Source organism: Mycolicibacter heraklionensis (genome assembly GCF_001021505.1).
GTDB classification, from domain to species: domain Bacteria; phylum Actinomycetota; class Actinomycetes; order Mycobacteriales; family Mycobacteriaceae; genus Mycobacterium; species Mycobacterium heraklionense.
In genome coordinates this window covers 394,858-407,517 of sequence record NZ_LDPO01000002.1, presented here as the reverse complement: position 1 = coordinate 407,517, position 12,660 = coordinate 394,858, and the positions used below count along the sequence as shown (strand labels likewise).

The following is a 12,660-nucleotide window of genomic DNA, read 5'->3' as shown; positions in this document are numbered from 1 at the left end:
CGGTTTCGCATGGGCGCTGCCGGTAATTCCAGCACCGACCGGGAATTGATGTCCTCGGCGGATGTGGGTCGCACTGTTTCTCGTATCGCACATCAGATCATCGAGAAGACCGCTTTAGACGACCCCGACAGAACCAACGCCCCGCGAGTCGTGCTGCTGGGCATCCCCACCCGCGGCGTCACCCTGGCCCAGCGGCTGGCCGGCAAGATCAGCGAATTCTGCGGCGTGGACGTCGCGCACGGCGCACTGGACATCACCCTCTACCGCGACGACCTGATGCGTCAGCCCCCGCGGCCCCTGGAGCCCACCTCTATCCCAGCCGGCGGCATCGACGACGCGTGCGTGATCCTGGTCGACGACGTGCTCTTCGCGGGCCGGTCGGTGCGCGCCGCGCTGGACGCGCTGCGCGACGTGGGGCGGCCCCGGATCGTGCAGTTGGCCGTCCTGGTGGACCGCGGCCACCGCGAGCTGCCGATACGCGCCGACTACGTCGGCAAGAACGTGCCGACATCTCGCGGCGAAAGCGTGCATGTCCTGCTGGCTGAACATGACGGTCGCGACCAGGTGGTGATTACCCGATGAGCACCAGGCATCTGCTGGCGGCCGGCGACTTGAGCCGTGATGAGGCCACCGCGATCCTCGACGACGCGGACCGCTTCGCTCAGGCGCTGGTGGGGCGCGAGGTCAAAAAGCTGCCCACTCTGCGCGGGCGCACCGTGATCACGATGTTCTACGAGAACTCCACCCGGACCCGGGTGTCGTTCGAGGTGGCCGGCAAGTGGATGAGCGCCGACGTGATCAATGTGTCCGCGTCGGGATCCTCGGTCAGCAAGGGCGAGTCGCTGCGCGACACCGCGCTGACGTTGCGGGCCGCCGGTGCCGACGCGCTGATCATCCGCCACCCGTCGTCGGGCGCGGCGCACCTGCTGTCGGAGTGGACCGGTGCCACCGATGCGACCGGCCCGTCGGTGATCAACGCCGGTGACGGTACCCACGAGCACCCCACCCAGGCGTTGCTGGACGCGCTGACGCTGCGGCAGCGCCTGGGCGGCATCGAGGGCCGCCGCGTCGTCATCGTCGGCGACATCGTGCACAGCCGGGTGGCCCGCTCCAACGTGAGCCTGCTGGCGACGCTGGGCGCCGAGGTGGTGCTGGTGGCGCCGCCGACCCTGCTGCCGGTCGGGGTCGCCGAGTGGCCGGTGACGGTCTCGCATGACTTCGACGCCGAGCTGCCGGCCGCCGATGCGGTGCTGATGTTGCGGGTGCAGGCCGAACGGATGACCGGCGGGTTCTTCCCGTCGACGCGGGAGTACTCGGTGCGCTACGGGCTGAGCGAGAAGCGCCGGGCGATGCTCGCCGACCACGCGGTGGTGCTGCATCCGGGCCCGATGTTGCGCGGCATGGAGATCTCCTCGTCGGTGGCGGACTCGTCCCAATCCGCGGTGCTGCAACAGGTTTCCAACGGGGTACATGTGCGCATGGCGGTGCTGTTCCATCTGCTGGTGGGTAGCGAGTCCGCGGGGCCGGCGACGGATTCGGGGTCGGCGGGAGAGGAAGCAGCGCTGTGAGCGTGCTGATTCGCGGAGTGCGGTGTTACGGCGAAGGCGACCAGGTCGATGTCCTGGTACAGGGCGGCCAGATCGCCCAGATCGGTGCGGGCCTGTCCGTCCCGGACGACTGCGAGATCGTCGACGCGCCCGGGCAGGTGTTGTTGCCGGGCTTTGTCGACCTGCACACCCATCTGCGTGAACCGGGACGCGAATACGCCGAGGACATCGAAACCGGCTCGGCGGCAGCGGCTCTGGGCGGCTACACCGCGGTGTTCGCGATGGCCAACACCGATCCCGTCGCCGACTCCCCGGTGGTCACCGACCATGTCTGGCAGCGCGGACAGCAGATCGGCCTGGTCGACGTGCACCCGGTCGGCGCGGTCACCGTCGGACTGGGCGGCACCCAGCTGACCGAGATGGGCATGATGGCCGCCGGTACCGCGCGCGTTCGGATGTTCTCCGACGACGGTGTCTGTGTGGACCACCCCCTGGTGATGCGTCGCGCGCTGGAGTACGCCACCGGCCTGGGAGTGTTGATCGCCCAGCACGCCGAGGAGCCGCGGCTGACCGTCGGGTCGGTCGCCCACGAGGGGCCCAACGCCGCCCGGCTGGGCTTGGCCGGCTGGCCGCGCGCCGCCGAAGAGTCGATCGTGGCCCGGGACGTCCTGCTGGCCCGCGACGCGGGCGCCCGCCTGCACATCTGCCATGCGTCCACGGCCGGAACGGTCGAACTCCTCAAATGGGCTAAAGGGCAAGGGATCTCGGTGACCGCCGAGGTCACCCCGCACCACCTGATGCTCGACGACAGCCGGCTCGCCGACTACGACGGCCGCAACCGGGTCAACCCGCCGCTGCGGGAGGCGTCCGACGCGCAGGCGCTGCGGCAGGCATTGGCCGACGGTGTCATCGACTGCGTGGCCACCGACCACGCCCCGCACGCCGAACACGAGAAGACCTGCGAGTTCGCCGCTGCCCGGCCCGGTATGCTCGGCCTGCAGACCGCGCTGTCGGTGGTGGTGGCCACGATGGTGCAGACCGGCCTGCTGACCTGGCGCGACGTGGCCCGCGTGATGAGCGAGCGGCCGGCGCAGATCGTCGGTCTGCCCGATCAGGGCCGCCCGCTGGAGGTGGGCGAGCCGGCCAACCTGACCGTGGTCGATCCCGACACGACCTGGGTGGTCACCGGCGGGCAGCTGGCCAGCCGCTCGGACAACACCCCCTATGAGGAGATGACGCTGCCGGCGACCGTCACCGCGACCCTGCTGCGTGGTCGGATCACCGCCCGGGACGGGAAGAGTCCGGCATGAACACCCCCACGTTGATCGGCTCGCTGGTCTTCGCTTTTCTGCTGGCGGTGCTGATCGGCGTGGTGATCCGGCTGATGATGCGCGGCTGGCGCCGCCGCGGCCAGCTGCAGGACGCGCTGATCGGGACGCTGCCGAGCGTGCCCGACACGGTGGGTTCGCCCACCGTGGAGGCCACCCGCGGGCAGTACCTGGGTTGCACGCTGGCCCCGAAGTGGAACGACCGGGTGGTGGTCGGCGACCTGGGCTATCGGACCAAAGCGGTGCTGACCCGCTACCCCGAGGGAATCATGGTGCAGCGCAGCGGCGCCCGGCCGATCTGGATCCCTCAGGAGGCGGTGATCGCGGTTCGCGCCGAACGCGGCATCGCCGGGCGCGCCATCCCGACCCGAAATCAGAACGGAGTGCTGGCCATCCGATGGCGACTGCCGTCGGGCACCGAGATAGACACCGGCTTCCGCGCGGACGACCGCGCCGAGCACAGCCGCTGGTTAGAAGAAGAGGAAGACGACAGATGAACGCGCGTGCGGTGCTGGTTCTCGAGGACGGCCGGACATTCACCGGAACACCGTTCGGGGCCGTCGGACAGACCCTGGGTGAGGCGGTGTTCTCCACCGGGATGTCCGGCTACCAGGAGACCCTGACCGATCCCAGTTACCACCGGCAGATCGTGGTGGCCACCGCCCCGCAGATCGGCAACACCGGCTGGAACCGCGAGGACGGGGAGAGCCGCGACGAAAAGATCTGGGTGGCAGGCTATGTGGTGCGCGACCCGTCGCCGCGGGCGTCGAACTGGCGGGCCACCGGCACGCTGGACGACGAGCTGGTCCGTCAGGGCATCGTCGGTATCGCCGGTGTTGACACCCGCACCGTGGTGCGCCACCTGCGCAATCACGGCTCGATGAAGGCCGGGGTGTTCTCCGGTGACGCGCTGGCATCACCGGAGGAGTTGGTGACCCGGGTCCGCGAGCAGCCGTCGATGCTTGGCGCCGACCTGGCCGGGCAGGTCAGCACTGATGCGGAATACGTGGTGGAACCTGAGGGGGCCCACCGGTTCACCATCGCCGCGCTGGACCTGGGCATCAAGACCAACACGCCACGCAACTTCGCCCGCCGCGGAATCCGCAGCCACGTGCTGCCGTCGTCGGTGGATTTCGCGCAGATCGCCGAGTTGAAGCCCGACGGGGTGTTCCTGTCCAACGGACCCGGGGACCCGGCCACCGCAGCGGCGATGGTGGCGTTGACCCGCGAGGTGCTCGGCGCCGGAATCCCGCTGTTCGGAATCTGTTTCGGCAACCAGATCCTGGGGCGTGCGCTGGGGCTGAACACCTACAAGATGACGTTCGGCCACCGCGGCATCAACATCCCGGTGATCGACCACGCCACCGGCCGGGTGGCGGTGACCGCGCAGAATCACGGATTCGCACTCGAAGGCGAAGCGGGCCAGCGCTTTGACACCGACTTCGGTCCGGCGGTGGTCAGCCACACCTGCGCCAACGACGGCGTGGTCGAGGGCGTCAAGCTCGCCAACGGCCGGGCGTTCTCGGTGCAGTACCACCCCGAGGCCGCGGCCGGACCGCACGACGCGGAATACCTGTTCGACCAGTTCGTCGACCTGATGGAGACCGGGCAGTGAACAACATTGCCGCGAGTGTGCGTGTTTGCACACGACACGCCGCGGGCGAGCGCACATCTGCGCACGCTCGCGCAACACGAGGAGAGAGCTAGTGCCGCGCCGTACCGACCTGCGCCATGTTCTGGTGATCGGCTCCGGGCCGATCGTGATCGGCCAGGCCTGTGAGTTCGACTACTCCGGAACCCAGGCCTGCCGGGTGCTCAAGGCCGAGGGCCTGCAGGTGAGCCTGGTCAACTCCAACCCCGCGACCATCATGACCGACCCCGAGTACGCCGACAACACCTACGTCGAGCCCATCACCTGGGAGTTCGTCGAAAAGGTGCTCGCCCAGCAAGCCGAGCGGGACAACAAGGTCGACGCCCTGCTGGCCACCCTGGGCGGGCAGACCGCGCTCAACACCGCGGTGGCCCTGCATGAGCACGGGGTGCTGGAGCGCTACGGCGTCGAGCTGATCGGCGCCGACTTCGAGGCCATCCAGCGCGGCGAGGACCGCCAGCAGTTCAAGGACATCGTCGCCAAAGTCGGCGGCGAGTCGGCCCGTTCCCGGGTCTGCTACACCATGGCCGAGGTCACCGAGACCGTCGCCGAGCTCGGGTTACCGGTCGTCGTTCGGCCCTCCTTCACCATGGGCGGCCTGGGCTCCGGTCTGGCGGCCAGCCTCGACGAGGTCGAGCGGATGGCCGGCGACGGACTGGCCGCCTCGCCGACGGCCAATGTCCTGATCGAGGAATCCATCTACGGGTGGAAGGAATTCGAACTCGAGCTGATGCGCGACGGCAACGACAACGTCGTGGTGGTCTGCTCGATCGAGAACGTCGACCCGATGGGCGTGCACACCGGTGACTCGGTGACCGTCGCACCGGCCATGACGCTGACCGACCGGGAATACCAGCGGATGCGTGACCTGGGGATCGCGATCCTGCGCGAGGTCGGCGTGGACACCGGCGGCTGCAACATCCAGTTCGCGGTCAACCCCCAAGACGGCCGGCTGATCGTGATCGAGATGAACCCGCGGGTGTCGCGATCGAGTGCGCTGGCCTCGAAGGCCACCGGCTTCCCGATCGCCAAGATCGCCGCCAAGCTCGCGATCGGCTACACCCTCGACGAGATCATCAACGACATCACCAAAGAGACCCCGGCCTGTTTCGAGCCGGCGCTGGACTACGTCGTGGTCAAGGCACCGCGCTTCGCGTTCGAGAAGTTCCCCGGCGCCGACCCGCGGCTGACCACCACCATGAAATCGGTGGGCGAAGCGATGTCGTTGGGCCGCAACTTCATCGAGTCGCTCGGCAAGGTGATGCGCTCGCTGGAGACCGATCGCGCCGGGTTCTGGACCAAACCCGACCCCGAGGAAGACTCGCCCGCCGCCGCCCTGGAGCGGCTGCGCACGCCCACCGAGGGCCGGCTCTACGACATCGAGCTGGCACTGCGGCTGGGCGCCACCGTGGAACAGGTTGCCGAGGCCTCCGGGGTGGACCCGTGGTTCGTCGAGCAGATCAACGGCCTGGTGGCGCTGCGCACTGAGGTCGTCGACACCCCGGTGCTCGACGCGGACCTGCTTCGGCGCTGCAAATACAGCGGCCTGTCGGATCATCAGATCGCTGTACTGCGCCCGGAACTGGCCGGCGAGGACGGGGTGCGGCTGTTGCGGAACCGGCTGGGCATCCACCCGGTGTTCAAGACCGTCGACACCTGTGCCGCGGAGTTCGAGTCCAAGACGCCGTACCACTACAGCACTTTCGAGCTCGACCCCGCCGCCGAGACCGAGGTGGCCGCGCAGGACACCAAACCCAAGGTGCTCATCCTGGGTTCGGGGCCCAACCGGATCGGTCAGGGCATCGAGTTCGACTACAGCTGCGTGCATGCCGCGATCACCTTGAGCCAGGCCGGGTTCGAGACGGTGATGGTCAACTGCAACCCGGAGACGGTGTCCACCGACTACGACACCGCCGACCGGCTCTACTTCGAACCGTTGACGTTCGAGGACGTGCTCGAGGTGTACTACGCCGAACAGCAGTCCGGGCAGGGCGGCCCCGGGGTGGTCGGCGTGATCGTGCAGCTGGGCGGGCAGACCCCGTTGCGGCTGGCCCAGCGGCTGGCCGACGCCGGGGTGCCGATCGTCGGAACCAGCCCGGAAGCCATCGATCTGGCCGAGGACCGCGGTGCGTTCGGCGACGTGCTGACCACCGCCGGGCTGCCGGCGCCGCGCTACGGCACCGCGACGACGTTCGAGCAGGCCAAGCGGATCGCCGCCGACATCGGTTACCCGGTCCTGGTGCGCCCGTCGTACGTGCTGGGCGGGCGGGGCATGGAGATCGTCTACGACGAAGAGACCCTGCAGGGCTACATCACCCGGGCCACCCAGCTGTCACCGGAGCACCCGGTGCTGGTCGACCGGTTCCTGGAAGACGCCATTGAGATCGACGTCGACGCGCTGTGCGACGGCACCGAGGTCTACATCGGCGGCATCATGGAGCACATCGAGGAAGCCGGCATCCACTCCGGTGACTCGGCGTGCGCGCTGCCGCCGGTGACGCTGGGGCGCAGCGACATCGAAAAGGTGCGCCGTGCCACCGAGGCGATCGCTCACGGTGTCGGGGTGGTGGGGCTGCTCAATGTGCAGTTCGCCCTCAAGGACGACGTGCTCTACGTCCTGGAGGCCAATCCGCGGGCCAGCCGCACCGTCCCGTTCGTGTCCAAGGCCACCGCGGTACCGCTGGCCAAAGCCTGCGCGCGCGTCATGCTGGGCGCCACCATCGCCGAACTGCGGTCTGAGGGCCTGTTGGCGGCCACCGGGGACGGCGCCACCGTCGGCCCGAACGCCCCCATCGCGGTCAAGGAGGCCGTGCTGCCGTTCCACCGGTTCCGTCGCGCGGACGGCTCCGGCATCGACTCGTTGCTCGGCCCGGAGATGAAGTCCACCGGTGAGGTGATGGGCATCGACCGCGACTTCGGCACCGCGTTCGCCAAGAGCCAGACCGCCGCCTATGGGTCGCTGCCCGCCCAGGGCACGGTTTTCGTGTCGGTGGCCAACCACGACAAGCGTTCCCTGGTGTTTCCGGTCAAACGGCTCGCCGACTTGGGCTTCCGGGTTCTGGCCACCGAGGGCACCGCGGAGATGCTGCGCCGCAACGGGATTCCGTGCGATGTGGTGCGCAAGAACTTCGAGGAGCCCAGCCCCGACCGGCCGGTCCTGTCCGCGGTGGACGCGATCCGGGCCGGTGAGGTGGATCTGGTGATCAACACCCCGTACGGCAACTCCGGCCCGCGGGTGGACGGCTATGAGATCCGCTCTGCCGCGGTCGGTGTGAACATCCCGTGCATCACCACGGTTCAAGGTGCGGCCGCGGCGGTGCAGGGCATCGAGGCCGGCATCCGGGGCGATATCGGGGTGCGTTCCCTGCAGGAGCTGCACAGCACCCTCGGCGGGCACTAGTGATACCGGGGTTCGGTGCACGGCTGGCCGAGGCGACGGCGGCCCGCGGGCCGCTGTGCCTGGGCATCGACCCGCACCCCGAATTGCTGGCCTCGTGGGGCCTGCCCGCCACGCCGGACGGGCTGGCGGCGTTCAGCGAGACCTGCGTGACGGCGTTCGCCGGGTTCGCGGTTGTCAAGCCGCAGGTGGCGTTCTTCGAGGCGTACGGGTCGGCCGGGTTCGTCGTGCTGGAGCGCACCATCGCGGCGCTGCGCGAGGCCGGTGTGCTGGTGCTGGCCGACGCCAAGCGCGGTGACATCGGCTCGACCATGGCCGCCTACGCAACCGCCTGGGCGGGCGAGTCGCCGCTGGCCGCCGATGCGGTGACGGCCTCGCCCTACCTGGGTTTCGGGTCACTGCAGCCGCTGCTGGAGACCGCGGCGGCCCATGGGCGGGGTGTCTTCGTGCTGGCGGCCACCTCCAACCCGGAGGGGGCGAGCGTGCAGCGAGCCCGGGGCGAGGACGGCCGCACGGTGGCTCAGGCGGTCGTCGACGCGGCCGCGGCAGCGAATCGGGCCGAGAGCGTGGCGGGACTGGGCTCAGCCGGGGTCGTGGTGGGCGCCACGCTGCGCGAGGTGCCCGATCTGAGCGCCCTGGGCGGTCCGGTGCTGGTGCCGGGCGTTGGTGCCCAGGGCGGACGCCCAGAGGCCCTTGCCGGGCTGGGAGGGGCCGCTCCGGGCGCCTTGCTGCCGGCAGTCTCGCGTGAGGTGCTGCGTGTCGGCCCGCAGACTGGCGCGCTGCGTGCCGCGGCCGAACGGCTGCGGGACGCCGTGGCCTACTTGGCTGCGGGATAGCTCCGGAGACCCAGCGAGGCTCGACGCACCAGGGCCTGCGGGGGCGCCCGTTCGGGGGGCGCCGCCGCAGGCCCTGGATTGTCAGCTACCGGCCGCCGAAGTTGACTCCGCCACCGGCGTTCGTGCTGTAACCGCCGCCGAAGGGCCCCATGTTGACGTTGGCGCTGTTGTTCTGTCCGCCGCCGGCGCCGATTCCGTTGGGGCCGAAGTTGAAGCCGCCGTTTCTGCCGACATTCATGCCGCCGCCGAAGGGCCCCATGTTGACGTTGGCGCTGTTGTTCTGTCCGCCGCCGGCGCCGATTCCGTTGGGGCCGAAGTTGAAGCCGCCGTTTCTGCCGACATTCATGCCGCCGCCGAACGGCCCCATATTCACATTCACGCCGCCGTTGTTGCCGGCGCCACCGGTGATTCCGTCATTGGGTTCGGCGCTGGCTGCGCCAATCCCAAAAGCGCCGAGGGTCAACACCGCGGCCGTTGCAAGAGCCCACCGGCCAGCACGGCCAACTGTCGTCATTGTCATGAATTCCCACTTTCTCTACCGAAACGGTATTCAGCGGAAATGTTCATAGTCATACCCCCCCCCCATAAACACCCCCGGGTGGACCACCCACCTGGCCGGAACGTTAGGTAGCCAACCCACGACTTCGGCCGTTTAAGTGTAAAAACTCCCTGAATTGTTGCTGTTAGTCCATCGGGTTCCCGGTTTTTCGGCGTCTTGATGCGCCACTTACGCCTTCGCATAGCAATAACGGGCTGCGGGCTTACGGGGTATTCAGCTGCCAGCGAATGGCGGGGGCCCGCGAGAGGCTGGCATGCGAATTCGGTCGCCAAACCCCCTCCCGGACGTGGTCCCCGGGTGGCCGATGGATCAAGCCGGAGCCGGCGTTCGTCGCGATGGATCCCCGGTAGGTGGCCGAAGCCGCCCTCGACACGCCCGACACGCCGCGAGGTGCGAAGTCAATGGCATGAATGTCCGGTCCCATCCCGAAGTCCACCGCCGTGCCCACGGCGCGGCGTCCCATCCGGCCGGCGAGAAGAAGCAAAAGGCTAGTTCAGAGTGGTTTTTCGGGTCGCGCCGCCGGGGATCGCGCTTCACCCCGGGAGGGCAGACCGATCGTGGCTGACTCGGGTGGATGGCGCGCGCCCGGACCCCATACGCTGGGCATTTGTAGCCGGAAACGGGGGGGTGGGGTTAGATTTCGTCAGACGGCGTGGGTACGGTCGTCGTCTCTGGCCGAAGTACCTGGCCGGGACAAGGAAAACATCGACGTTGTCGATGATGACGAGACGGAGGAATCGTGGCCCTTCCCCAGTTGACCGACGAGCAGCGCGCCGCCGCGTTGGAGAAGGCGGCGGCCGCGCGTCGGGCCCGAGCGGAGCTCAAGGACCGGCTCAAGCGTGGCGGCACCAATCTCAAGCAGGTGCTCAAGGACGCCGAGACCGACGAGGTCCTTGGCAAGATGAAGGTGTCTGCGCTGCTGGAGGCGTTGCCGAAGGTCGGCAAGGTCAAGGCGCAGGAGATCATGACCGAGCTGGAGATCGCCCCCACGCGCCGGCTGCGTGGCCTGGGCGACCGGCAGCGCAAGGCGCTGCTGGAGAAGTTCGACTTCTCCTGACCCGGCAGTGAATACCGGTGGAGGGCCGGGCAGCGGGCACGCGGGACGCGTTGTGGTGCTGTCCGGTCCATCCGCGGTCGGTAAGTCGAGCGTGGTCCGGTGCCTGCGAGAGCGGGTTCCGGACCTGTATTTCAGTGTGTCGGCCACCACCCGGGCACCCAGGCCGGGGGAGGTGGACGGCGTCGACTACCGATTTGTTACGCCGGCGGAGTTTGACCGGCTGGTTGAGCAAAATGAGCTCCTGGAGTGGGCCGACATTCACGGCGGGCTGCAGCGGTCAGGTACTCCGGCGGCCCCCGTCCTAGCCGCCACCCGCTCCGGCCGGCCCGTTCTGATCGAGGTCGACCTGGCCGGGGCCCGGGCCATCAAGAAGGCCCTGCCGGAGGCGGTCACGGTGTTTCTGGCCCCGCCGGATTGGGAGACGCTGCAGGCCAGACTGGCCGGCCGCGGCACCGAATCCGCGGACGTCATGCAACGCCGGTTGGCCACCGCACGCACCGAGTTGGCGGCACAAGGAGACTTCGACGCGGTCGTGGTCAACGGTCGATTGGAAACCGCCTGCTCAGAATTGGTATCCTTGCTGGTGGATACCGCATCGGGCGCGGTCTGATTTGCCCGGACGACAACCAGCAGGCGCGACCCGCCCCCAGCCAAAGAGCTTCAGGAGATTGTCTTAAGTGAGTACCTCGCAGACCGACTCGGCCGTGGTGACCGACGCCGACGAGTTCGACCCGGCGTTGATCGGCGGTTACGACACGCCCCTCGGTATCACCAACCCGCCCATCGACGAGCTGTTGCAGCGGGCGTCGAGCAAGTACGCGCTGGTGATCTACGCGGCCAAGCGGGCGCGGCAGATCAACGACTACTACAACCAGCTCGGCGAGGGCATCCTCGAATACGTCGGACCGCTGGTCGAGCCCGGCCTGCAGGAGAAGCCGCTGTCGATCGCGCTGCGTGAGATCCACGCCGACCTGCTCGAATACACCGAAGGCGAGTAGCCGGAGCCGGGCAGGACGGGTCATGCCGGTGGGCCAGAAACGGGTCGTCGTCGGTGTCTCCGGAGGCATCGCCGCATACAAGGCGTGCACCGTGGTCCGCCAGCTGGCCGAGGCCGGCCACTCGGTTCGCGTCGTCCCGACGGAGGGCGCCCTGCGGTTCGTCGGGGCAGCCACCTTCGAGGCGCTGTCCGGCCAGCCGGTGCACACCGGGGTCTTCGACGACGTCCCCGGCGTACCCCATGTGGCCATCGGTCAGCAGGCTGACTTGGTGGTAGTAGCCCCGGCCACCGCCGACCTCTTGGCCCGTGCGGTTGCCGGCCGTGCCGACGACCTGCTGACCGCCACCCTGCTCACCGCCCGCTGTCCGGTGCTGTTCGCCCCGGCCATGCACACCGAGATGTGGCAGCATCCGGCCACCGTCGCCAATGTGACGACGCTGCGGGAACGCGGCGCGGTCGTCCTGGAGCCCGCATCGGGCCGACTGACCGGCACCGACACCGGCCCCGGCCGGCTGCCCGAGGCCGAGGAGATCAACACCTTCGCGTCGCTGCTGCTGGAGCGGGCCGATGCGTTGCCCTACGACCTGGCCGGGCAGAAGGTGCTGGTGACCGCGGGGGGCACTCGCGAGCCGATCGACCCCGTCCGCTTCATCGGCAACCGCAGTTCGGGCAAGCAGGGCTACGCGGTGGCCCGGGTGGCCGCCCAGCGCGGCGCCGAGGTCACCCTGATCGCCGCGCACACCGCGGGCCTGATCGATCCGGCCGGGGTCCACGTGGTGCACGTCAGCTCCGCCCAGCAGCTCCATGACGCGGTGTCCAAGCACGCCCCCGAGGCGCACGTGCTGGTGATGGCTGCTGCCGTTGCCGACTTCCGTCCGGTGCGGGTGGCGCAGGCCAAGATCAAGAAGGGCCCCGACAGTGCGGGGGAGCCGACCATAGAACTGGTCCGCAACGATGACGTGCTGGCCGGCGCGGTACGTGCCCGCGCCGACGGGCAGCTGCCCAATATGCGGGCCATTGTCGGCTTCGCGGCGGAGACCGGCGACGAGAACGGCGACGTGCTGTTCCACGCCCGGGCAAAGCTGCGCCGCAAGGGATGTGACCTGTTGGTGGTCAACGCGGTCGGGGACGGCCGGGCATTCGAGGTCGACCACAACGACGGGTGGCTGCTGGCTGCGGACGGAACGGAGTCCGCCCTGGAGTCGGGCTCCAAGACGTTGATGGCCAGCCGCATTGTGGACGCGGTCGTGGCGTTCCTCGGCGGCAGCCGCGACTGACGCGCCCACCA

The 12,660-nt window shown here is 69.0% G+C and carries 12 protein-coding genes; 11 read left to right on the top strand and 1 reads right to left on the bottom strand.

From position 1 onward, the window contains the following. Positions 1-9: 9 nt before the first annotated feature. The 7 genes from pyrR (at position 10) to pyrF (ending at position 8,759) form a co-directional block, all read left to right on the top strand. Positions 10-582 (top strand): bifunctional pyr operon transcriptional regulator/uracil phosphoribosyltransferase PyrR, encoded by a 573-nt coding sequence (gene pyrR / locus ABW16_RS05220; protein WP_047318048.1) that lies wholly within the window; start codon positions 10-12, stop codon positions 580-582. After that, on the top strand, positions 579-1,568 hold the full coding sequence (locus ABW16_RS05215) for an aspartate carbamoyltransferase catalytic subunit (RefSeq protein WP_047318047.1): 990 nt from the start codon (positions 579-581) through the stop codon (positions 1,566-1,568). Before pyrR ends, ABW16_RS05215 begins: the two co-directional genes overlap by 4 nt. After that, entirely contained in the window at positions 1,565-2,857 is a 1,293-nt protein-coding gene (locus tag ABW16_RS05210; RefSeq protein WP_047318046.1) for a dihydroorotase, read from the top strand. The genes ABW16_RS05215 and ABW16_RS05210 overlap by 4 nt, the downstream gene beginning before the upstream one ends. Next, positions 2,854-3,372 (top strand): PH-like domain-containing protein, encoded by a 519-nt coding sequence (locus tag ABW16_RS05205; protein ID WP_047318045.1) that lies wholly within the window; start codon positions 2,854-2,856, stop codon positions 3,370-3,372. The genes ABW16_RS05210 and ABW16_RS05205 overlap by 4 nt, the downstream gene beginning before the upstream one ends. Next, positions 3,369-4,490, top strand: coding sequence for a glutamine-hydrolyzing carbamoyl-phosphate synthase small subunit (carA, locus tag ABW16_RS05200; RefSeq protein WP_047318044.1), 1,122 nt, complete (start codon positions 3,369-3,371; stop codon positions 4,488-4,490). Before ABW16_RS05205 ends, carA begins: the two co-directional genes overlap by 4 nt. A 91-nt stretch (positions 4,491-4,581) precedes the next feature. Continuing rightward, the gene (gene carB, locus ABW16_RS05195) at positions 4,582-7,926 is read left to right on the top strand and encodes a carbamoyl-phosphate synthase large subunit (RefSeq protein ID WP_047318043.1); all 3,345 of its coding nucleotides are present in this window, start codon (positions 4,582-4,584) and stop codon (positions 7,924-7,926) included. Positions 7,927-7,928: 2 nt separating this feature from the next. Beyond that, entirely contained in the window at positions 7,929-8,759 is an 831-nt protein-coding gene (pyrF, locus tag ABW16_RS05190) for an orotidine-5'-phosphate decarboxylase (protein WP_047318146.1), read from the top strand. A gap of 85 nt (positions 8,760-8,844) precedes the next feature. On the opposite strand, the gene ABW16_RS05185 is transcribed toward pyrF, so the two are convergent. After that, complete coding sequence (locus ABW16_RS05185) at positions 8,845-9,279, bottom strand: hypothetical protein (protein WP_131721470.1); 435 nt, start codon at positions 9,277-9,279, stop codon at positions 8,845-8,847. A 778-nt stretch (positions 9,280-10,057) separates the two neighbouring features. Here ABW16_RS05185 and mihF point away from each other — a divergent pair. The 4 genes from mihF (at position 10,058) to coaBC (ending at position 12,649) form a co-directional block, all read left to right on the top strand. Beyond that, a complete protein-coding gene (gene mihF, locus ABW16_RS05180; protein WP_003932123.1) occupies positions 10,058-10,375 on the top strand; it encodes an integration host factor, actinobacterial type in 318 nt (105 codons plus the stop codon). Between the two features lie 7 nt (positions 10,376-10,382). Next, positions 10,383-10,985: a guanylate kinase gene (gene gmk / locus ABW16_RS05175; RefSeq protein WP_047318042.1), complete on the top strand. Its 603-nt coding sequence runs from the start codon at positions 10,383-10,385 to the stop codon at positions 10,983-10,985. A gap of 67 nt (positions 10,986-11,052) precedes the next feature. Further along, the gene (gene rpoZ, locus ABW16_RS05170) at positions 11,053-11,373 is read left to right on the top strand and encodes a DNA-directed RNA polymerase subunit omega (RefSeq protein ID WP_047318041.1); all 321 of its coding nucleotides are present in this window, start codon (positions 11,053-11,055) and stop codon (positions 11,371-11,373) included. Between the two features lie 22 nt (positions 11,374-11,395). Then, entirely contained in the window at positions 11,396-12,649 is a 1,254-nt protein-coding gene (coaBC, locus tag ABW16_RS05165) for a bifunctional phosphopantothenoylcysteine decarboxylase/phosphopantothenate--cysteine ligase CoaBC (RefSeq protein ID WP_047318040.1), read from the top strand. Positions 12,650-12,660: the final 11 nt, after the last annotated feature.